We start from the raw sequence: 20,384 nt of genomic DNA on the forward strand, positions 1-20,384 counted from the left end.
ATGGATCGCAACAAACTTAATAAAGATTATGAGTATTGCCAAAAAGTCATCAAACAACATTCTAAATCATTCTACTATGCGTTTAAAGAGCTGCCGGCTGAAGATGCGAATGCAGTTTATGCAGTCTATGCTTTCTGCCGGTTTGCTGACGATGTCGTCGATGAAGCAGAGAGCATCGAGCAAAGCATCAGTGGACTGAACCGCTTAAAAGAAGACTTGAAGCGTTTCGCGGCAGGTGCGGAGATTAATCATCCGATGTGGCGTGCGCTGCGTGACGTCCATACACGTTATTCGCTGGACCTTGAAATGTTCACGTGGCAGCTTGCCGGTCAGGAGCAGGATATTAATTTCCGTCAGCCCGACACATTGGCAGATTTAATAGATTACAGTGTTAAAGTTGCGGGTTCAGTAGGGCGAATGCTGCTGCCGATATTAGCTCGTCATCCGAATGAGGCGATGAAGAAAGAGGCAGAGCAGCTCGGTGTTGCGATGCAGATCACTAATATTCTCCGTGATGTCGGTGAAGACTACAGAGAGCATCAGCGTATTTATATTCCGGTTGAAGTAGTAGAGAAGTATGGCTGCGCACGCGCGATTGAAGAGGGGAAAGCGAACTCTGCATTTATCGAGATGTGGGAATACTTGGCATGCTACGCTGAAGACATTTATGACAAGTTCTATCATTCCATCAAATATTACAACAAAGAAGGACAACTACCGTTACTGCTGTCTGCTATGGTTTACCGTGCGATACTTGATGAAGTAAGAGCGAATCAGTATGACTGCCTGACATGCAGAAATAAAGTGTCATTAGCCAACAAGCTGATGATCAGGAATCGAGCTGTGACTTATTTGTCCGGTCTGCAGAAAGGAGAAACATTATGAAGAAAGTAGTAGTCATCGGCGGAGGACTCGGCGGTATTTCGGCTGCTGTGACATTAGTGCAGCAGGGATTCTCTGTAGCGCTTTATGAAAAGAATGACCATATCGGCGGTAAACTGAACCGACTTGAGCAGGATGGCTTTGGCTTTGACCTTGGTCCTTCTATTTTGACCATGCCTTACATATTTGAAGAACTGTTCCAAAAAAGCGGGAGGAATATGGCCGATTATGTGAACATCGTCAGGCTCCCGCTGGAATGGCGTGCTTTTTTCCCGTCCGGCCATACATATAACTTATACGGTGACTTAAATGTCATGACAGACAACAATCCGTATTTAACGGCTGAAGACATGAAGGATTACGAGCGCTTCTTGAAATATGCCGGCAAAATTGATGCATTGACTCAGGACAGTTATTTTGCGCGCGGTATTGATAAGAAACTGCCGCTGATTAAACATCACGGGCCGCTGACAGCTTTGAAGGGATTTGATTACTTCAGCACGATGCAGCAGGCGATCAACCGTTACATCAGTAATCCTGAATTCCGAGATATGCTCGGTTACTTCATCAAGTATGTCGGTTCATCGTCTTATGATGCACCGGCTGTACTTAATATGATGATTCATATGCAGCATGAGCAAGGCGCGTGGTACGTTCCAGGCGGTATGCATAAACTAGCACTAGCTATAACACAGCTGGCCCGTGAAATCGGAGTTGAGATTCATACAGGCATTGAAGTCGTTCATATGAACCAACGCGAAGACGCTATTGACTCGATTGTATTAAGTGACGGTTCTGTAGTGACGGCTGACTATTTTGTATCCAATATGGAAGTTATTCCGTTATATGAACGGCTGCTGGACAACCCGCCTAAACATATCAATAAGCTGAAGAAAAAGTTTGAACCGACGAGTTCCGGGCTGGTCATGCACATCGGTGTCAATAAAGAATATCCGCAGCTGGCCCACCATAACTTCTTCTTCTCAAATGATTCAAAGCGCAATTATAGTCAGGTCTTTCACGACAAAGTACTGCCGGATGATCCGACGATCTATTTGGTGAACACAAATAAGACCGATCCGTCACAAGCACCAGCAGGACATGAAAACATTAAAATCCTGCCGCATATTCCACATCTGCAGGACAAGGACTTTACTGCACAGGATTACGCACAGTTACGGGAACGTGTATTGATCAAGCTTGAGAAGATGGGCCTCACAGACCTCAGACAGCACATCATCACAGAGGATTTATGGCTGCCTGCCGATATTGAACGGACTTACGGCTCTGACCGTGGCGCCATCTACGGGACGCTATCTGACCGTAGGAAGAATAATGGTTTCAAGCATCCGAAGCATAGCGACTACTTTCAGAACTTATACTTCGCCGGTGGGACTGTTAACCCGGGAGGCGGCATGCCGATGGTCACACTTAGCGGTCAGCAGGTCGCAAAAATGATAACAGAGCGCGAAAAGCAATGACGATACTATTCATCGTACTGACACTTAGCTCTTTGATATGCGGCTATTTAATGTATGTGCATCACCCTGTTGTCAGCAGAAAAGAAAGCAATAATATGCCGTCCGTCACTATCATTATCCCGGCAAGAGATGAAGCAGATAATCTGCCGCGTCTGCTGACTTCTATTCAGCAGCAGACGATGGCAGCAGAGGTGATTGTTGTGGATGATGGTTCAACAGATGATACAGCTCGTATTGCTTCACAGCACGGTGCTTATGTTATCCAGTTCAACAACGTCTCTGATTGGAAAGGGAAGACTGCCGCGTGTTACGAAGGTGCGTGGCATGCACAAGGCGAACTGCTCGCGTTTATGGATGCAGACACATGGTTTAGTGAGCGTACTGCACTGACGAGGATCGTATCGACTTACAAAGAGGGACTGCTGACTATACAGCCGTATCATATGACGTCTGCATGGTATGAACAGCTCTCTGTGATATTTAATATACTGACAATCGCCGGCATGAACATCTTTTCTGTTGTCAGACCACAGCGAAAGCCAGGCGCATTCGGTCCTTTTATTCTATGCTCGAAAGAAGATTATATAAAGACAGGTGGTCATAAAGCAGCAGCGGGCAACATGATTGAAGGCTTTGGTCTTGCGGCTAATTTTCATCAGCAGCAGCTGCCGGTGACATTGCTGCTCGGTAAAGACACACTGAACTTTCGCATGTATCCGCATGGTATAAAGTCGATGGTTGCAGGTTGGGCTAAGCACTTCGCGTCAGGAGCTGCTAAGACCGAACCCATTGTTATGACCTTTATTGTAAGTTGGATGATAGGCACTGTCATATTACCGTTATTTGTACTATGGGGATTAGTGACGCAGCCGTTTAATCTAATTATAGCAGTTTTGAGTTATTTAATTTATTCGAGTTATTTTTATATAATTTCAAGAAGGACAGGAAACTTCACTAAGTTAACGGCCTTATTGTTTCCAGCCGCTTTCTTATTTTTCATTTATGTTTTTATACGTTCAGCTTTTGCTACATATGTACGGAAGGAAGTAAAGTGGAAAGGACGAAATATTAAATTTTAGAAAGGGCGGATAATGATGAATATTGTCACTATTGAACTTAACGGCATTAGTTATCATGTAATTGACGAAGGAGCGGGCATACCGATATTGCTGCTTCATGGTTTTCCAGATTCAAACAAATTATGGCATAGAATGATACCGCTGTTAACTGGCCGGGGATACCGGGTGATTGCCCCTGACTTAAGAGGCTACGGAGATACAGCGATGGCAGGGGACGCTGAAAATTACAGCGTCGCTTTATCGGCTAAAGATCTGTTCGACTTGCTGTTAGCGCTCGACATCCGGAAAATAAAAGTTGTCGGCCATGACTGGGGAGCGATACTCGGCTGGTATTTAGCGGCGCATTACCCGACGATAGTAGAAAGTTATACGGCGCTGAGTGTCGGTCATCCGAAAGCTTATTTCAGACGCGGAACGATTAAGCAGCTCTTTAAAGGCTCATACGTCGGACTGTTTCTGCAGCGGGGCCTTGCTGAAAAGGTATTCAGTGCAGGCAACTACTTTGTACTGCGTAAAATGGCCGTAGAGTCAGAGGAATTGAAGCGGCGGTGGCTGCATGATATGACCCGTCCAGGTAGACTGACAGCGGGATTTAACTGGTACCGCGGCAATTTCAGCTTGAAAAATAGCGGCCATCTTTTCAATCTGCCGAATGTAGCTATGCCGGTGCTTGGCATTATCGGTCAGAATGACCCTGCACTGACAACTGAACAGATGGTCCGCTCCGGTCATTATGTCAACGGTTCCTTCCAGCATCATATAATAGAAGACGAAGGACACTGGCTGCCGGAGACATGTCCAGAACAGCTCGTAGAACTTATTACAGCCTTTCATCAGAGCTATTAAATAAACGCCCCTGCTGGTTAGCAGCAAGGGCGTTTATATTATAGATCTAATGTCTGGTTCGTTTCTGAATCATTCGTTCTGTCCGTGCTGACTAATCGTTTAAGGCCTTCAATAAATGTTTTAGCTTTCTGGTCTGTTCCCCAGTACTCAGCTGAATCTGCTTCGACTTTAATGAGGACGACATTTGGATCATCATAAGTTGTGTTAAGGAACGCATCCATCGCTTTGTTCCAGTATTTTTTCTTCAGTTCTAAGTCATCTACTAATCGTGCAGTTCCTGAAATGGAAATATACCCTTCTTTAGAGAATGCAATGTTCACTCTCGGATCTGCAAGCAGCTCATCAGCTTTCTCTGTATCGCGCATCGTGATAAACCACAAGTTGCCGTCTTCTTCAGCTTCCTGATAACTCATAGGACGTGACACCAACTTATCGTTTGATAATGTTGTCATCATCGCCACATCATTTTTCTTAATAAGTTCGTATAGACGTTCTCTTTTTTCTTCGTGTGATAATTGTTCTGACATTACAGCACCTCCATATGTGATTACACTCAGCCTACTAGAGTTAACAGGCAAATACAACTATATTGCAGTGCAGACCATTAATTGCCTTAAACACTTTTTATCGCTGTTAATTAAGGGTATTGAATAGGCTGGAGCATACATTAAACATACCGAATTATAAGGAAGCAGGTGAATCCATGCAGATTTTCAGACCATTCGAAAGCCATGAACAATCAGCGTTATATCTCGATAATAGACGGCTTTCCAAACAAGTGCTTGAACTGTACCAGATCATTCGTGTCTGTCTGGCAGAGCTTGGAATTATAGAGGGCAACACACGTTATTTATCACATCCGATTGTGAAGCATATTTATAATGACGGTCATCCTTACTTAGCGGATGCGCTTCATTTTCTGCACGCTTGTGATATTGAACATCAGCGCAGAGGAGGTAACAGAAATGATGCTTTTAGAAACGACCTTGTCCGTCTGACAGACCTGATTCATAATAATTACAGCAAGTTCAATAACAACAAAATACCACCATTTTATGTGTATGGTGATATGAAAGTTTATGGAGAAGAGGTATACGCGCTTTATCGGTCGCTGCTCTACGATAAATGGCTGAACGATACGATAGCACCGAGATGTGGTGTAAAACTACCAGCGCAATGAGCAAGTTAAAACGGCCGCCAGTTTGAGTCGTCGCGTATTAAAATGAAGTAATGCGTCTGATGTTTTGAAATTGTTGTCTCATCGACCATCCCGAGAAGCGTGTTGTCATCAATTTTCTTCAAATAATCAATCAACGGCTTCTGGTCATAAATCATTGCAGCGGTCGGAGTACCATTGTAATCCATCATCCGCAGCCTTGCCTTTGACGACTTCGTTTTAAAGAGCGGTTTAATCAGAGTGACACTCATGTCGAAGAAACCTTTAGAAAGCAGTTTGACAAGCTTGAGTGGTGCTTTCAGTGGCAAGATACCTGGATTTGCTGCAAACAATTCGCCGTTTTTATCCTGCATGACGATCGGCGTGACATTGTTGTCATCTTGAAAGTATTTCCCGTACCAGTTCGCTTTCTTGAGTAAGCTGGTCATTGGATGCGGCGTATTCACTTCTTCGCCGCGCCATAAGCCGTATATCATATGGGTAGAGATAGGTTCCAGACTATCGAAATAAGCCTTAATCTCTTGCTGCGGCCATTTTCTGTTCATCAGTTCATTAAGTTCCATCATTGTCACACTCCTTTTGTAACTCTATTCCCTGTTTGAAGCTTCTTAAAGTGAAAAATATTAATAAAACAGGAGTCTGGACAGCTGTCTTCATAGATTAAACAAGAAGATGGCTGTTTCAGACTCCTGATCAGCTTTATGGATGGTTATGTGCAAAGTTCCCATGGACTTCTGTCGTTTCATATACGTGAATGAAGCTGTCGCCATCAATCGCTTTACAGATCTGTATGACATCTTTCAGCTCATAGCGTGTCAGCACCATCATAATGACCTGACGTGGTTCGTTCGAATAGCCGCCATGTGCATCCATTATTGTCATACCACGATATATATTATCGATTAGTGCAGCTTTAATGGCTTCTCCTTGCGTTGTGACGATATTGACGGTCAGTTTGATGTGAGATGTATAAATCGTGTCTATCGTCTTCCCGGAAATATAGATGGACAGCAGTGTCAGCAGTGCGATTCCCCAGTCGAAGAAATAGCCGGAACTTAAGACGATGATACCGTTCAGCAGCGTTAGTATTAAGCCAATCGGTACGTTACTGCGCTGTGAGATGAGAATAGCGATAATATCCATACCGCCGGTTGTCCCGGAGAACTTCAGTATAATGCCGATGCCGATGCCGAGAATAACACCGCCGAATACGACATCAAGCAGTGGATTGTCGGACACCTGGATGACAGGAACAATCGACAGAAATACCGAGACCATGATGACGCAGAAGATCGTATTCCACATCATTGATTTCTGCAGCTTCATATAGCCGAGTATTAGCAGCGGTAAATTCAGCAAGATGTTGAGCAATCCGGTGTCAATATTGAACAGAATATGAAACAGCAGTGCAAGTCCGCTGATACCACTGCTTAATACACCATGCGGCAGCAGAAAAACATTAAAACTGATAGCAATTATGAGAGAACCTATGACAGTAATCATGTACTTAAGAACGGTAGATTTCATAAATATTACCTCAACTGTTTTCTTTATATTATACCAGTGAGAAGAGCTTGGAGATTTCTGACAATTTCATTTACTTCAGAATCAAGGATAGAAAAACACCGATAATGACGAGCGGTATAACAAACTTCAGCAGGAAGATCCAGAGCTTAAACAGCGGCTCCTGATAGGGCTTTGTAACAAGCTGCTGATGCGATAGTCGTTGATCGAGCAGATAACCTGTAAATATGGAGAATAAGAAAGCACCGAGCGGCAGCATAATGTTTGACACTAAGTAATCCATGTTATCGAAAAATGTACCGGCAAGGAATTTGACGTCGCCAAGGAGTCCGGACGATAAAGTTGACGGAATGCCTAGTACAAAAAGTCCGATAGCAAGTAACGCGACAGCCTTCACACGCTTATTGTTATTATTCTTTGTCACGTTTGCGACATTAATTTCGAGCAGCGAAATAGAAGAAGTAATCGTTGCAAAGAAAAACAGCAGTAAAAAGATCAAATAGAACAACTGACCGAGCGGCAGCTGGTCAAAGACATAAGGCAGCACAATGAATAACAGACCTGGACCTTGCGCCGCTTCAATTCCGAGTGATGCAGTGGCCGGAAAGATTGCGAGCCCTGCAAGAATAGTGATGACCAGGTTCAGCAGTACAACAGACACCCCGGACTGCGTGAGATCCGTCTTGCGGTCAAGATATGATGCATAAGTCAGCATGCCGCCGAATCCGACAGACAACGAAAAGAATGACTGACCGAGCGCGAACAGTATGCTGTCTGCAGACAGTTTGCCGAAGTCAGGTTTTAAGAAGTAACTGACACCAGCCATTGCATTGTCCAATGTAAGTGAACGGATGATGATAATGATAAAAGCGGTGAACAACAGCGGCATCATTATTTTTGAAGCGCGCTCGATGCCGTTCTGGATACCGTTGGCGACTATAACTGCCGTCAATACGATAAATAATGCCTGGCCACCGAGTGCATAGAACGGATTACTGATCAAACTGCCGAACAAGCCCTCATAATCATGCTGACTACTTCCCGCTACAAGCACATAGATGGTCCGGATCATATAAAGTAAAATCCAGCCGCCGATAACGCTGTAAAAACTAAGCAGAATAAATACGCCGATATTGCCGAGATGACCGATCAAGTCGTGATATTTCTTACCGGTCAGCTTGCTGAAGCTTCTTGTGCTGTACGTCTGACTTTGCCGGCCGATGACGAATTCTGACAGTAGCAGAGGGAAGCCGATCAGCATAGTAAATAGAATAAAGATAAATAAGAAGGCAGCACCACCGTTGTCAGCCATGACGTACGGGAATTTCCACATCGCACCGAGTCCGATTGCTGACCCGGCACTTGCCAGAATAAATCCTAACTTAGAACTCCATTGCGATTGTGTTTCCATTGTCCTACCTCTTTTCTTGAATGATTGTTCCAACAAAAAAGACCCCGGCATTGCTGCCCGGGTCCAGTAATAGACAAAAAAGAGGCCGGGCAGTTAAAGCTTCCGGCCGCTATAATCAAGAAGCCGTCATAGATGACTTATATCTATGACGGGCATAAATATAAGCATTATGACAGCTGCCAACCTTTATTAAGCTGAGTGCATAATGACTTAATCATTGATCAATACCTCTTTTATTAGAATTGTACTTATATTAACAATGATAAAAACAACCGTCAAGTTTAACAAGTAGCAGAAGTTAGAAGAGTTTATAGTTGATATCATTATTAAATATATGTATAATTCATTAAAATATTTTAGTAGCTGTACCTATGAGGTGATAATATGGAATTAAATAGAGAACTGCTGATTTTTATTCTTCAGACGATCAACCTTCATCAATCGAATCAATTATCTCTGGAACAGTTGAAGACACTTACTGTCAATCAATTCTCTAATGTGTCGGAAGAATTATTTATTTCTCATTTCAATCATTTGTCAGATAAATGTTATCTTACTTATCATAATACACTGGAAGGTAATGACCGCTATATTTATGATCTCGGCTTAACCTTTTACGGAGCAACAGCGTTAAGACAGCATATTTCAAACAGACAGTTTAAATAACAACCGGAATACTATCAGCCTAATAAACTTTTAAAACGATTTTCTGCTAGAGGAAAATCGTTTTTTTTTCTGCTAACTTTCTTCAATAGGGGTATAGGCTAAGAAACAGAATGAAGGAGGAAAAGATGTGAGAAAAGAAAACGTATCGTACTGGACGAAATCATCGACTTTTACACAGTTCCCGCAGCTCTCTCAAGATTTACAGGCAGATGTACTGGTCGTCGGTGGTGGTATTGCGGGTATTCTTGCTGCTTATCAACTCGCTAAAGCAGGACGGGAAGTTACCGTGCTTGAAGGGCAGCGGCTTGCTCAAGTGACGACAGCAGGAACAACAGCTAAAATTACAGCGCAGCATCATCTGCAGTATCAGGATTATATTAAACAGCGCGGTGAAAAAGAAGCGCGGTTATTTTACGAATCACAGTGTGACGGTATTGAAATTCTTAGAAATTTAGCGGATCAGTATGATATCGACTGTGATATGGAGACGTTATCAAGTATTCAAGTCACTATCGGTGAGAGTGAAAAGAAAATAAAAAAAGAATACAAAGCTTATCAGCAGCTCGGTATCAACGGGACGCTGCACGAAAAAGATATGGGTCTGCCATTTGAAACGACGATGGGCCTTGAGATGTTTGATCAGGCGCAGTTTCATCCATTGAAGTTTCTTGCTGCTATGGTCGATGTCTGTGTAGAACTCGGTGTCACATTTTATGAAGAAACGATGGTCAAAAAAATAGACGGCAATACGGTTGAAACTGAAAATGGTATGGAAGTGGCATTCAATCAGTTGATCTGTGCTACGCATTATCCGATTGCCAACCTAAAGCATAATTTACTGCTGCATCTTGAGATTGAGCGCTCTTACATTGTAGCCGCCAAAGATTATACGCCAATCCCTTATGCCATGTTCCAGGTCGCTGATATGCCGGAGCGTTCATTGCGCCATTATATAACAGAAGATGGTATCGGCTTATTAATCGGTGGTGAAAACCATGTGGCAGGTGCTAAGGATGACGTCAAACTATGTTATGAGCGACTGGCTTATGATGCTGAACACCTCTTTAACGCACATGATATTGCTGATCAGTGGTCAGCGCAAGATATGATGACGCAGGACAAAATGCCGTTGATCGGCCGCTACAGTAAAAGCGATGACCATATTTTTATTATTACAGGCTTCAATAAGTTCGGCATTGCAACTTCTGCAGTCGGGAGTGTCGTGCTGCGTGATTTATTAATGGGTCAGCCGAACAAATATGAAGAGCTGCTGCAGCCGGGAAGAATTGATACAATCGGCAGTCAAGCGAAGGCTACCGCTAAAAAGGCAGTTAATGCGATAAGAGGACAGGGTAAAGCGATTAAAGACTACCGGACAGACCGAGAAGCACTTAAAGAAGATGAAGCAGGAATCTTTCTGCATGACGGCCGCTTTGAAGCTGTATATAAAGATGACGAAGGTACAGAACATGCTGTTAGTCCGTTCTGTACACATATGGGCTGTGTGCTAAGTTTTAATAACGGTGAAAAAACATGGGACTGTGCCTGTCATGGTTCACGGTTTGACTGTGACGGTAAAGTGCTGCACGGCCCGGCATCAGTTGATTTGAAACAGCAGTAAAATAGAAGCTGCGCGCGTCAAGACATAGGATATTATATCTCTAGGAGGAAAGAAAGTAGTATGTCACATCGGGAAGCATTTGTCACAGCGAGAGAAATATATGACATGGGTGTACCGCCGCATGTATTGTCACTCTGGCTGACAAACGACCTCCTGCAGGTCGTCCATAAAAATAAGCTCGAACGATTCTTCTGGAAACACGAAGTAGAAGAATTGATCAAGCGTTATCTTTAAGTAATGTGCTGTCCAGTAAATACTGGACAGCATATTTTTGTGCGAGTGTAGACAAGTGTTCCTTAAGTTCCTGCTCACATCGTTCAAGGTCTTCCATCAGTTGCAGCGCCTTCGCTTTCTCTTCAGAAGATGCCTGACGTTTAAAGTAACCCCAGACATGCTGATAAGCGTTCATTTTGGAGCCAGGCGTCGGTGTTATATTTTTTGCTGCTTTGATCATAGCATCCAGCGCCTCGTAGCTCGGTTGACCTTTTAAGAGCGTCCGTATGGCTTCGTAACTTTTCTGACTGTGATACATGACGGTGTATTTTTCTTCCCGCCAGTATTTTTCCAGCTGCTGACGTTCAGCTGTCATCGTGAATAAACCTCCTGCAGCGCTGACTGAATATCAGGATATTTAAACGTAAATCCTGCCTCCAGTAATCTTGCCGGCAGTACACGCTGTCCTTCAGTGACCATGACTGCCTGGTCGCCGAGAATAGCGTTCATGACAGGTTTAGGAACGATTGTCCAGTGCGGCCGGTGCAGCGCTTTGCCGAGTTCACGACCGAATTCGTTTTGAGTCACAGGATTCGGTGCAGTGAAGTTGAGTATCCCCGTTAACCGCGCGTTGTAACTATAGAGTATACCCTCTGTCAAGTCGTCAATATGAATCCATGACAACACTTGTCTGCCGTCAGCAATCCGGCCTCCTGCACCGAATTGATAAGGTTTCGCCATGACCGGCAGCGCACCGCCCTGCTGTGACAAAATGACACCAAAGCGGCATCTTGCCGTATCGATACCGAGCGCTTTAATTTGACAAGCTTCTTCTTCCCACTGACAGACAACATCTGACAGGAAGTTATGAGGTGTGAAGACATCTTTCTCTGTGAATGTCAGCCGCTTTGCTGTCGGATAATAGCCGACAGCACTCGCATTGATGAAGTAAGGCTTGTCACCTGACTGCTCAAGATAATCGTGCAGTTTTTTTGTAGATTCGAGCCGGCTTTTTAAAATATCTTTTTTGTATGTCTTTGTCCAGCGTTTACTTAACGAAGCACCGGCTAAATTGATGATCAAATCTGCTTTTGGCATCTGCTGCGTCCAGCCGTCTTTCGACCAGTTGATATAGGAGATGTGTGCTTCATTGGGATGATTGGAACGTGACAGGATGACGACATGAAAATGATGAGCAATGAGCTTTTCAGTGAGCGCTCGTCCTACAAGACCGCTTCCTCCAGAAATAACTGCTGTTTTAGACATAGAAATCACTCCTTAGTTAAGTATTCTGTATAGAAAGTCATCGATAAGTTAGTAAGCTGTTCGCATAATTCTTCAATAGGCATGGCATAATCAGTGGTGATCCAGTGCTGATAGGCGGAAATGATACCTGATAAATAGAAAGCGACGAAGATGTCTTTATTCATCTTAGGGTCGATGTCCAAATGGTTCAATTGCTGCAATAACACAGGCTTAAATGCGTGAATTTCCTTTTCAAGCATACGAGTGCGTATGTCGGGGCCGATCTGAGTAAAGATATGCTTATTGCTGTACAACGTAGAAAGTACTTGCCAAATATTGTCATATACACTTTTTCTGACTTGGGAAGGTGTGACACGAGCGGGTACATATCTAAGAGCATAGTAAATCTGGCGGGTGCATTGATCAATTAAATCTTCGAACAGTGCATATTTATCTTGATAATATGTATAGAAAGTAGAACGGGTGATGCCTGCCTGCTGAACCAGTACTTTAATAGTAATGTCTTCAATCGACGCAACGCGCAGTAAATCGCTCATGACATCGATGAGAAGTTGCCGTGTTTTGTGGAAAGGTTTGTTGCTCAATGTCATAGTGTATTCCTTTCTGAGGCTCATCCGTAAGCTTTTAGTTAAATTTTACTCTATTGCTGGAAATAATAAAATATTTTTAATATTGATGTTTTAGCTGTTGAACGGGTATAACTTTGTAGCAGGGGAGGACTGTCAAATGGAAAATAAGGCATTCAACGTCATCCGGTCGATAGAACGGCTCGGCGTTACAGATAAAGGTAAAAAAAGAGCTCATGCAAGAGGGCGCAGCTACCGGGCAGCAGTTCAGCTCAATGACGCTGGCAGAAAGTTATTAGGTGATATGACGCATGCATTCGTCAGACTCTCTGATGCGCCGCCCAGCACTAAGTATCCTGCCTGGACTGTGTCGATAAAAGGTCTCTCGCTTCATTTCACTGGAAAAAAGGGAGCAGTTAATCTTGTCTTTGTAACCTTTCCCTATTTCCCATGGGTTAAAGCAGATTCAATAGTAAATTTAGGAACTTATGCAGTAGCACTGAAAGAAGAACTAGATTGGCAGGTCAAGCTGAACCTCTGGCGTAAAATATTACAGACAGAACATTTTCATCGTCACCTCGGCAAATTTTTTCTTCATTTCCCATTGATTACTTATCGCAGCAACAGGAAATACAGTAACCTGCATTACTTTGCAACTGAACAGCACGATTATGTCAGGTTTCACGTGAAATATATTGGTAACGATATATTATTATTTGCAGAATATTACGACAAACCTGCTTCCATCGAGCGCATTAGAAGAGATGCAGTGATTGAACAGATTGGTACGGTTCACCTTGAAGAGCGAACTGATGAAGTCATTCCTTATTTTGATGTTTTGCAGACAGGGGCGCATCTCAAGCCGCTCGAAGACGATGAAATAATAAAGTTAAGGCATGATATGTATAGAATTTCATGTGAGCGACGATTAATGGAGCGGGAGGAGATAAAGAATGAATAAAGATAGAGTAGAAGCGTTAGTTGAAGACGTCATACAAGCGAGCTTAAGCGGCGACAGAAGTCGAGTGTTCCAATATTTAGACCCTGAACTTGCAGATTCTTCGAACATTGATAACGAGATCATAAAGCCGATACGGCGCGTGCTCGATGAACCGAACGCCAGCTATAGTCTATCTTTTGAACATCATTATCCGTTCATCCGTGCATTAATTATGACAGATTCAAAGCAGCCGCTCACACCCGTTCCAATGAACCAGCAGATTGCAGGACTGGACATCGTCTATGATGATGAAACAGACAAATATTTTATTACATTAACATGACTACACAATCAAACATCAAAAACCGGACGGGATAACGCGTCCGGTTTTTGATATAGAAAATTTTAATGAAGAGTAGAAGATGACTTAAGATAACGTTTTATGGCGTCTGCTTGTGATAATACCGACTGCCAGTATACCGAGCAGCACAGCCCAGAAGATGACCTGCCACTGCCATGAATGCGGAAATGCATGAGGTAAGATGTGGATTTTGTCATGAGCGAGTACAAGTACAACTAATTTAATACCAATCCAGCCGACAATAGCAAAAGCCGCTGCCTCAAGACCAGGATACTGTTCCAGCACTTTGACGAAGTAAGTGGCTGCAAAACGCATTAAGATGACGCCGAGCATACCACCGATAAACATGACAGCAAACTGACCGGCATTAATGCCGCCGATCTGGCCGCCGATTTCCGGCAGTGTGACCGCAATGGCGATAGCAGCAAGCATTGAATCGATAGCAAAAGCAATGTCAGCCAGTTCTACTTTCAGCACGGTCAGCCAGAAGCCGCTGCCTTTCGGTAATTCCTGTTCTTCTGCGATGTCCGGTGTATGGACGTCATCAGGATGATGCTTTTTTCTGAAGTAGGCGTATAAGTTTTTAACTGACATAAACAGCAGGTACGCTGCACCCAATGCCTGGACCTGCCAGATGTGCACGAGTAGTGTGATCATAAATAGTGAAGCCAGCCTGAAGATGAAGGCGCCGACTAAGCCGTAGAACAATGCGCGCTTACGCTCTTTTTCCGGCAGGTGTTTGACCATCACTGCCATAACGATAGCGTTGTCTGCTGCCAGCAGCCCTTCAAGTAATACTAGAACTAAAATGACCCATGCGTAGGAAATAATGATACTCGGATCCATAGTAACACTCCTTATTCATTGATTAATGAACATAAAAAGACCCATGCCAAAAAAGATTGGCAAAGGTCTCGCTGAACGTAAGTTCTATAATCCCGGAAGCAGATGCTTCGTAATGACGGAATGATACAAGGTGATGTTCCTTATGAGCTACTCCCCTTCGACATAAGTCTCAGGTATTCATTTAATATAATTATAGCAGACAACAGCCAATTAAAAAAGAGCATTGCGTCATGTTTTTCATTTCGGCTAAAGGGTAGAAATGAAGTAGACTTTTAAAGATATGAAATGAAACTAAAAAACTAATAATCGAAGGAGAACATTATTAATGACTAATGACAAAGATAGACAGTTAGAATCAGTAACAGTTGATACGACTCAAGATGCCGCCTTAACGACTAATCAAGGGCTTAAAATGGCAGAAGATGAATTCTCGTTGAAAGCAGGAGAACGTGGTCCCACTTTATTAGAAGATTTTCATTTCAGAGAAAAAATGACGCATTTCGATCATGAGCGTATTCCGGAAAGAATTGTCCACGCACGTGGCTTTGGTGCACATGGTGAATTTGAATTATATGAATCACTTGAAAAATATACAAAAGCTAAATTTTTGAATGATACAACTAAAAAAACACCGGTCTTTGTTCGTTTCTCTACAGTAGCGGGATCTAAAGGCTCCCCTGAAACAGTACGCGACGTACGAGGTTTCGCAACGAAATTTTACACTGAAGAAGGAAACTATGATTTAGTGGGCAATAACATTCCTGTCTTCTTTATTCAGGACGCAATCAAGTTCCCTGATTTAATCCATGCAGCTAAACCAGAGCCTCATAACGAAATTCCGCAGGCGGGTACGGCTCATGATACATTCTGGGATTTCTTTGCCCAGAATCCGGAAGCTACGCATATGGCGATGTGGACGATGAGTGACCGGGCACTTCCGAAAAGTTTCCGGACAATGGAAGGGTTCGGCGTTAATACATTCCGTTTCGTCAATAAAGAAGGCAAATCACATTTCGTGAAATTTCACTGGAAACCGTTATTAGGGACGCATTCTTTAGTATGGGATGAAGCACAGATTATTGCCGGTAAAAATATCGACTTTAACCGTGAAGATTTATATGAAGCAATCGAAAAAGGTGACTATCCTGAATGGGAGTTTGGTGTCCAGCTGATTGCTGAAGAAGACGAGTTCAATTTTGACTTTGATATTCTTGACCCGACAAAGATCTGGCCGGAGGAAGAAGTGCCGGTGCAGCGTGTCGGTAAGTTGACGTTAAACCGTAACGTCGATAACGTATTTGCTGAAACGGAGCAGGTTATGTTCAGTCCGGCGCACGTTGTACCAGGTATTGACTTCAGTAACGATCCATTATTACAAGGACGTCTGTTCTCTTATACTGATACGCAGATTTTACGTCTCGGAGGTCCGAACTTCCACCAGATACCGATTAATGCACCGATTTGTCCATTTGCGAACAACCAGCGTGACGGGCTGCACCAGCATCAGATTCATAGAGGCATGACAAGTTATCATAATAATGGAATCAACAATAATAATCCACATACGACGCCCGTTGAAGAAGGAGGATTTGAGAGCTACCATGAACGCATTGACGCGCATAAAGTACGTGCGAGAAGTGACAGCTTTACAGACTTTTATTCACAGGCGAAGATGTTCTTGAACAGTTTGACCGAACCAGAACGTCAGCATATGATAGATGGCTTCAGTTTTGAAATTGGTAAATGTAAGCTGGATTTTGTTAAACAAAACGCCGTCAACAATTTGAACAAAGTAGATAAGAAGCTGGCTGAAGAAGTAGCGATTCGCGTCGGTGCTGAAGTGCCGGCTGCTGATGAAGAAGTGAAATCTGATAAAGCATCTCCTGCTGTCAGCATGGAAAATACGATTAAGAAATTAGATACGCTGTCAGTTGCAGTCGTTGTGACAGAAAATACAGATGTCGTGCAGATTGAAACATTTATTAAAGAGTTCGCAGCGAATAAAGTGAACTATAAGTTGATCGCTGACCGTCCGCTGAAACTGTCAGAAGGCGTTAAAGTCACTGAAACATTTGAGACGGTGCACTCCACGTTGTTTGATGGGCTGCTTGTACTTGATGCAGTGTCACCACTTGCTCCACCATTGAAAGACTATATTGAAGCAGCGAATCGTCATTATAAAACTATCGGTTTTACCGATAGAGTGGCACCGTTAATTGACACAACTTCTGTTAAGAAAGGTCAGCCGGGTATCATAGAAGTAAGTACACCTGCTGAGTACTTGAACCAGTTAGTCGTGCAGCGTCACTGGGATCGTCAGCTGTAATGAAGTAATTTCATTATTAAAACACTCGAGCATTAATGCTCGAGTGTTTTTTAGCGTTAATTGAGTTCAGCTGCGGCCTTTTAACATGCCATACCAGTACATGATAGGTAATAACCGTTTCTTGAATAAATAAAGAAATTTACTGTTTCTCGCTTGATTAAACGGCAGCGTTTCTTTCGGCTTCAGACTATAGTCAAACTCAGCCATGATTGCCTCGCCGTACTCTGTCGCAATCGGACAGGCTGTCATACCTGTGTAGTGGGCTTTCAGTTTTCTTCCTTTCATCTGTGAAATAAGGTTTTTAGGAAGAATGTGAGCCTGCTTTCTGACGGCCGCACCCATCTTGACAGTCGGTAGATTCGTGCAGTCACCGATACCAAATATATTCTGATGTCTGACGTGCTGCAGTGTAAAAGGGTTCACATCAAGCCAGCCCGCCTCATCTGCCAGAGTTGATTCTTTAATGATGTCAGGTGCACTCATCGGCGGCGTCACTAACAGCATGGAGAACGGGACTTCTGTTGTAGTCCTATTTTGATAATTAAAGAAAGTAGCCGTCTGCCGTGGACCATCAACTTTCACCAGTTCGTCATTCAGCGTATAATCTATCTGTTTTTGTGTGAACAGTTCGATAAGTGTATCACGGTATTTCTCGACAGGAAATAATGTATGATTGCCGGAGCGGAGCATCAGTTTAACATCGCGAACACCCTGCTTATGGAAGAAATCGTGGAACGTGAATAATGAATTTTCAGGAGCAACGCCACCTTTAATAGGTGAATTGGGTTTCGTTGCAATGACGTTGCCGGCTGTTACATGGCGTAATGTGTCATATGTGTAGTCCACATAGTCGTAAAGATAATTGGTGCAGACATTATTCTTTCCGAGTGTCTCAGTGAGGCCTTCTATTTGGTCGAAATCCAGCTGTATACCTAATGCCACAACAAGAAAGTCATAACTAACTGTTTGACCATGGTCTAATGTCACTAGGCGTTCAATCGGCTGAATCCGGCTGACTTTATGCTGCATGAACTCAGCACCATGCGGCACGACCCGGCGCATCTTTTTACGGGTATGCTCTTTCTTTTCTGCCCCGCTGCCTACTAGCGGCCAGGACGGCTGAAAAGCATGGTAATCTGCATGGTCGATAATCAGTATTTTATTCTTTAAACTTACTTTTTTAGCGAGACGGCTTGCGACAGCGATGCCGCCTGACCCGCCACCTAATATCACTACTTTATAATGCTGTTTCATGCTGTTTCCTCCTTTACAATTTGCGTTTTCTTAAATAGACGATGCTGATCATAATCATTATCCCGATGACGACATATAATACATGAGAATACGTATCAAACAGATGAAGCAGCTGTTCCCAGTTCTCACCGAGTCGGACACCTGAATAAATGAGAGCACCGTTCCAGATGAGTGTACCAAGTGCTGAATAAATAATAAACGGTATAAGCTTCATATGATTCATGCCGGCGGGAATAGAAATCAAGCTGCGCACAACAGGGACGAAGCGGCAGAGAAACACAGTGATGCCGCCATACTTTGAGAACCAGCTGTCAGCTCGGCGGACGTCCGCAGTTGTTAAGCGCAGAATTCTGCCGTAGCGTTCGACAAGACGTTCGATACGCTGCAGACCGAGTACTTTTCCTACGTAATAAAGCAGCACAGCGCCGGCTAGTGCTCCGAGTGTCGAAGCAGTCAGCATACCGATGTAGGAGAGGCCGTGTGACTTAGTTACCATGAACCCGCCGAACGTCAAAATGACTTCAGAGGGAATCGGAGGAAAGACATTTTCAAGTAATATTAACAAAAACACACCGAAGTAACCAAACTGCTCCATTACTGCTGTAATCCATTGCTGCATCAATTAACTCCTTAAAAAGTGTATGACTATCCATTACCCTGAAAAATATGTTATTTACATACCGTGCTAAAATAACAAAAAAAAGACACAAAACTCATTTGAGCAGTAGAGATGACTTCTATCATATAATGACTACATCGATTGTTAATTCTGCTATAATTTCTTGAGTAAAGGGTATAGAAATATGATAACTAAAGGAGGATTCAAAATGTCAGAACTATTTAATGAGAATGAACTGAGCCCATCCGAAAAAAGAGGACCCGGCGTAGTGGGGACGATAGAATTCAAAATGGGGAATCAGACAGAATTTCCCGGAGAATATATGCCGACTAACAAGCGGTTCTTTATGGTTGTAGATATGAACGGCCAGCCTTATCAGCGCGTTATGAGCTATGATGAGATTAAAAGTGTCGAAGTTGAAGATGATGCTGTCACTGTCGAGTTTTCAGTCGGGAAGATTAAGATGAGAGACATCGGTAATGGTACGGCACAAGTGTTTGCTGATTACGTGAACGCACAAATTGGTAACTAAAAGATAAGAACGCCCCAGTGATTATGTTGGGGCGTTCTCTGATTAATACATCTTATTCTACAATTTCCAGAGCGATTTCCATCATTTTAGTGAATGATGTCTGGCGCTCTTCAGGTGTTGTTGCTTCATGAGTCAATAAATGGTCACTTACTGTGAAAATGCCTAATGCTTTTACATCTCCGCCGGCATAAGCTGCATTCATGTAGAGACCTGCTGATTCCATCTCAACAGCAAGAATGCCCATAGAACGCCATTTATCAGTTGCTTCTGTATTCGCATTGTAGAAAATGTCAGATGACAATACGTTACCGACATGGTTTGGTACTCCTTTTTCGTCTGCTAATTGTTTAGCGCGGGCAAGCAGGCTGTAGTCAGCAATCGGTGCAAAGTGACCCGGTAGACCATACTGTGCCACGTAGTTAGAGTCAGTTGATGCACCTTGCGCGATAATGACGTCATAGACATTGATGCCTTCCTGCATCGCACCGCATGAACCGACACGGATCAAATTTTTAACGCCGAACGTGTGAATCAGTTCATAAGAGTAAATACCGATAGATGGAATACCCATCCCTGTCCCCATGACAGAGATTTTTTTGCCTTTGTAAGTTCCTGTATAACCGAACATATTACGTACTTCGTTGAACTGGACAACGTCTTCTAAATAAGTGTCCGCGATAAATTTTGCACGCAGCGGATCGCCTGGTAAAAGGATTGTTTCAGCGATTGGATTGTTTTCAGGTTTAATATGTGGTGTAGATTGAGTCATGATGA

General features: G+C 43.3%; 23 protein-coding genes. 12 read left to right on the forward strand and 11 right to left on the reverse strand.

Annotated features, from left to right (window positions below; all coding sequences use genetic code 11):
• From ERX35_RS05830 to ERX35_RS05845, 4 genes are read left to right on the forward strand one after another with little or no spacing between them, the layout of a single operon-like run.
• Positions 1–885 (forward strand): phytoene/squalene synthase family protein, encoded by an 885-nt coding sequence (locus ERX35_RS05830; RefSeq protein WP_149458987.1) that lies wholly within the window; start codon positions 1–3, stop codon positions 883–885.
• The gene (locus ERX35_RS05835) at positions 882–2,363 is read left to right on the forward strand and encodes a phytoene desaturase family protein (protein ID WP_149458988.1); all 1,482 of its coding nucleotides are present in this window, start codon (positions 882–884) and stop codon (positions 2,361–2,363) included. Before ERX35_RS05830 ends, ERX35_RS05835 begins: the two co-directional genes overlap by 4 nt.
• Positions 2,360–3,442 (forward strand): glycosyltransferase family 2 protein, encoded by a 1,083-nt coding sequence (locus ERX35_RS05840; RefSeq protein ID WP_149458989.1) that lies wholly within the window; start codon positions 2,360–2,362, stop codon positions 3,440–3,442. Before ERX35_RS05835 ends, ERX35_RS05840 begins: the two co-directional genes overlap by 4 nt.
• A gap of 15 nt (positions 3,443–3,457) precedes the next feature.
• Positions 3,458–4,288: an alpha/beta fold hydrolase gene (locus ERX35_RS05845; protein WP_170234561.1), complete on the forward strand. Its 831-nt coding sequence runs from the start codon at positions 3,458–3,460 to the stop codon at positions 4,286–4,288.
• 38 nt (positions 4,289–4,326) lie between these two features.
• Here the strand turns inward: ERX35_RS05845 and ERX35_RS05850 are convergent, their stop codons facing one another.
• Positions 4,327–4,815, reverse strand: a complete 489-nt coding sequence (locus tag ERX35_RS05850; RefSeq protein WP_149458991.1) for a pyridoxamine 5'-phosphate oxidase family protein — start codon at positions 4,813–4,815, stop codon at positions 4,327–4,329.
• A gap of 176 nt (positions 4,816–4,991) precedes the next feature.
• Here ERX35_RS05850 and ERX35_RS05855 point away from each other — a divergent pair, with 176 nt between their 5' ends.
• Positions 4,992–5,468: a pyrimidine dimer DNA glycosylase/endonuclease V gene (locus ERX35_RS05855; protein ID WP_149458992.1), complete on the forward strand. Its 477-nt coding sequence runs from the start codon at positions 4,992–4,994 to the stop codon at positions 5,466–5,468.
• Between the two features lie 5 nt (positions 5,469–5,473).
• Here ERX35_RS05855 and ERX35_RS05860 read toward each other — a convergent pair whose 3' ends face one another.
• The 3 genes from ERX35_RS05860 to ERX35_RS05870 all read right to left on the reverse strand — a co-directional run bounded on the left by ERX35_RS05860 (position 5,474) and on the right by ERX35_RS05870 (position 8,400).
• Positions 5,474–6,031, reverse strand: a complete 558-nt coding sequence (locus ERX35_RS05860) for a GXWXG domain-containing protein (protein WP_149458993.1) — start codon at positions 6,029–6,031, stop codon at positions 5,474–5,476.
• A 133-nt stretch (positions 6,032–6,164) separates the two neighbouring features.
• On the reverse strand, positions 6,165–6,992 hold the full coding sequence (locus tag ERX35_RS05865; protein WP_149458994.1) for a YitT family protein: 828 nt from the start codon (positions 6,990–6,992) through the stop codon (positions 6,165–6,167).
• Between the two features lie 70 nt (positions 6,993–7,062).
• Positions 7,063–8,400, reverse strand: coding sequence for a sodium-dependent transporter (locus ERX35_RS05870; protein WP_149458995.1), 1,338 nt, complete (start codon positions 8,398–8,400; stop codon positions 7,063–7,065).
• 384 nt (positions 8,401–8,784) lie between these two features.
• On the opposite strand from ERX35_RS05870, the gene ERX35_RS05875 reads away from it, so the two are divergent.
• The 3 genes from ERX35_RS05875 to ERX35_RS11420 all read left to right on the forward strand — a co-directional run bounded on the left by ERX35_RS05875 (position 8,785) and on the right by ERX35_RS11420 (position 10,921).
• Positions 8,785–9,066: a hypothetical protein gene (locus ERX35_RS05875; RefSeq protein ID WP_149458996.1), complete on the forward strand. Its 282-nt coding sequence runs from the start codon at positions 8,785–8,787 to the stop codon at positions 9,064–9,066.
• A gap of 127 nt (positions 9,067–9,193) precedes the next feature.
• A complete protein-coding gene (locus tag ERX35_RS05880) occupies positions 9,194–10,687 on the forward strand; it encodes an FAD-dependent oxidoreductase (RefSeq protein WP_149458997.1) in 1,494 nt (497 codons plus the stop codon).
• 60 nt (positions 10,688–10,747) lie between these two features.
• On the forward strand, positions 10,748–10,921 hold the full coding sequence (locus ERX35_RS11420; protein WP_170234562.1) for a hypothetical protein: 174 nt from the start codon (positions 10,748–10,750) through the stop codon (positions 10,919–10,921).
• On the opposite strand, the gene ERX35_RS05885 is transcribed toward ERX35_RS11420, so the two are convergent.
• The 3 genes from ERX35_RS05885 to ERX35_RS05895 are packed head-to-tail and all read right to left on the reverse strand — an operon-like array spanning position 10,905 to position 12,750.
• A complete protein-coding gene (locus ERX35_RS05885; protein ID WP_149458998.1) occupies positions 10,905–11,276 on the reverse strand; it encodes a YbgA family protein in 372 nt (123 codons plus the stop codon). The genes ERX35_RS11420 and ERX35_RS05885 overlap by 17 nt on opposite strands.
• Positions 11,273–12,166: a TIGR01777 family oxidoreductase gene (locus ERX35_RS05890; protein ID WP_149458999.1), complete on the reverse strand. Its 894-nt coding sequence runs from the start codon at positions 12,164–12,166 to the stop codon at positions 11,273–11,275. Before ERX35_RS05890 ends, ERX35_RS05885 begins: the two co-directional genes overlap by 4 nt.
• 5 nt (positions 12,167–12,171) lie before the next feature.
• Positions 12,172–12,750: a TetR/AcrR family transcriptional regulator gene (locus ERX35_RS05895; RefSeq protein WP_170234563.1), complete on the reverse strand. Its 579-nt coding sequence runs from the start codon at positions 12,748–12,750 to the stop codon at positions 12,172–12,174.
• 142 nt (positions 12,751–12,892) lie between these two features.
• Between ERX35_RS05895 and ERX35_RS05900 the strand changes: the two genes are divergently transcribed.
• Entirely contained in the window at positions 12,893–13,693 is an 801-nt protein-coding gene (locus tag ERX35_RS05900; protein ID WP_149459001.1) for a hypothetical protein, read from the forward strand.
• A complete protein-coding gene (locus ERX35_RS05905; protein ID WP_149459002.1) occupies positions 13,686–14,015 on the forward strand; it encodes a hypothetical protein in 330 nt (109 codons plus the stop codon). Before ERX35_RS05900 ends, ERX35_RS05905 begins: the two co-directional genes overlap by 8 nt.
• A gap of 84 nt (positions 14,016–14,099) precedes the next feature.
• Here the strand turns inward: ERX35_RS05905 and ERX35_RS05910 are convergent, their stop codons facing one another.
• Positions 14,100–14,879, reverse strand: coding sequence for a TerC family protein (locus ERX35_RS05910; protein WP_149459003.1), 780 nt, complete (start codon positions 14,877–14,879; stop codon positions 14,100–14,102).
• A gap of 325 nt (positions 14,880–15,204) precedes the next feature.
• Here ERX35_RS05910 and ERX35_RS05915 point away from each other — a divergent pair, with 325 nt between their 5' ends.
• A complete protein-coding gene (locus ERX35_RS05915) occupies positions 15,205–17,205 on the forward strand; it encodes a catalase (RefSeq protein WP_149459004.1) in 2,001 nt (666 codons plus the stop codon).
• A 66-nt stretch (positions 17,206–17,271) separates the two neighbouring features.
• On the opposite strand, the gene ERX35_RS05920 is transcribed toward ERX35_RS05915, so the two are convergent.
• Positions 17,272–18,459, reverse strand: coding sequence for an NAD(P)/FAD-dependent oxidoreductase (locus tag ERX35_RS05920; protein WP_149459005.1), 1,188 nt, complete (start codon positions 18,457–18,459; stop codon positions 17,272–17,274).
• A 13-nt stretch (positions 18,460–18,472) separates the two neighbouring features.
• Positions 18,473–19,078, reverse strand: coding sequence for a DedA family protein (locus ERX35_RS05925; RefSeq protein WP_149459006.1), 606 nt, complete (start codon positions 19,076–19,078; stop codon positions 18,473–18,475).
• 208 nt (positions 19,079–19,286) lie between these two features.
• Between ERX35_RS05925 and ERX35_RS05930 the strand changes: the two genes are divergently transcribed.
• Complete coding sequence (locus tag ERX35_RS05930; RefSeq protein ID WP_149459007.1) at positions 19,287–19,610, forward strand: PH domain-containing protein; 324 nt, start codon at positions 19,287–19,289, stop codon at positions 19,608–19,610.
• A 52-nt stretch (positions 19,611–19,662) separates the two neighbouring features.
• Here the strand turns inward: ERX35_RS05930 and deoD are convergent, their stop codons facing one another.
• Positions 19,663–20,379, reverse strand: coding sequence for a purine-nucleoside phosphorylase (gene deoD / locus ERX35_RS05935; protein WP_149459008.1), 717 nt, complete (start codon positions 20,377–20,379; stop codon positions 19,663–19,665).
• Between the last annotated feature and the right edge of the window lie 5 nt (positions 20,380–20,384).

Source organism: Macrococcus equipercicus (assembly GCF_004359525.2).
In the GTDB taxonomy this organism is placed as follows: domain Bacteria; phylum Bacillota; class Bacilli; order Staphylococcales; family Staphylococcaceae; genus Macrococcus; species Macrococcus equipercicus.

Coding starts and splice junctions, on each gene's coding strand:
- ERX35_RS05860 (WP_149458993.1), bottom strand. CDS start 6,031: ATGATGGAACTTAATGAACTGATGAACAGAAAATGGCCGCAGCAAGAG.
- ERX35_RS05885 (WP_149458998.1), bottom strand. CDS start 11,276: ATGACAGCTGAACGTCAGCAGCTGGAAAAATACTGGCGGGAAGAAAAA.
- ERX35_RS05875 (WP_149458996.1), top strand. CDS start 8,785: ATGGAATTAAATAGAGAACTGCTGATTTTTATTCTTCAGACGATCAAC.
- ERX35_RS05905 (WP_149459002.1), top strand. CDS start 13,686: ATGAATAAAGATAGAGTAGAAGCGTTAGTTGAAGACGTCATACAAGCG.
- ERX35_RS05900 (WP_149459001.1), top strand. CDS start 12,893: ATGGAAAATAAGGCATTCAACGTCATCCGGTCGATAGAACGGCTCGGC.
- ERX35_RS05840 (WP_149458989.1), top strand. CDS start 2,360: ATGACGATACTATTCATCGTACTGACACTTAGCTCTTTGATATGCGGC.
- ERX35_RS05930 (WP_149459007.1), top strand. CDS start 19,287: ATGTCAGAACTATTTAATGAGAATGAACTGAGCCCATCCGAAAAAAGA.
- ERX35_RS05915 (WP_149459004.1), top strand. CDS start 15,205: ATGACTAATGACAAAGATAGACAGTTAGAATCAGTAACAGTTGATACG.
- ERX35_RS05870 (WP_149458995.1), bottom strand. CDS start 8,400: ATGGAAACACAATCGCAATGGAGTTCTAAGTTAGGATTTATTCTGGCA.
- ERX35_RS05835 (WP_149458988.1), top strand. CDS start 882: ATGAAGAAAGTAGTAGTCATCGGCGGAGGACTCGGCGGTATTTCGGCT.
- deoD (WP_149459008.1), bottom strand. CDS start 20,379: ATGACTCAATCTACACCACATATTAAACCTGAAAACAATCCAATCGCT.
- ERX35_RS11420 (WP_170234562.1), top strand. CDS start 10,748: ATGTCACATCGGGAAGCATTTGTCACAGCGAGAGAAATATATGACATG.
- ERX35_RS05830 (WP_149458987.1), top strand. CDS start 1: ATGGATCGCAACAAACTTAATAAAGATTATGAGTATTGCCAAAAAGTC.
- ERX35_RS05845 (WP_170234561.1), top strand. CDS start 3,458: ATGAATATTGTCACTATTGAACTTAACGGCATTAGTTATCATGTAATT.
- ERX35_RS05925 (WP_149459006.1), bottom strand. CDS start 19,078: ATGCAGCAATGGATTACAGCAGTAATGGAGCAGTTTGGTTACTTCGGT.
- ERX35_RS05920 (WP_149459005.1), bottom strand. CDS start 18,459: ATGAAACAGCATTATAAAGTAGTGATATTAGGTGGCGGGTCAGGCGGC.
- ERX35_RS05865 (WP_149458994.1), bottom strand. CDS start 6,992: ATGAAATCTACCGTTCTTAAGTACATGATTACTGTCATAGGTTCTCTC.
- ERX35_RS05910 (WP_149459003.1), bottom strand. CDS start 14,879: ATGGATCCGAGTATCATTATTTCCTACGCATGGGTCATTTTAGTTCTA.
- ERX35_RS05855 (WP_149458992.1), top strand. CDS start 4,992: ATGCAGATTTTCAGACCATTCGAAAGCCATGAACAATCAGCGTTATAT.
- ERX35_RS05890 (WP_149458999.1), bottom strand. CDS start 12,166: ATGTCTAAAACAGCAGTTATTTCTGGAGGAAGCGGTCTTGTAGGACGA.
- ERX35_RS05850 (WP_149458991.1), bottom strand. CDS start 4,815: ATGTCAGAACAATTATCACACGAAGAAAAAAGAGAACGTCTATACGAA.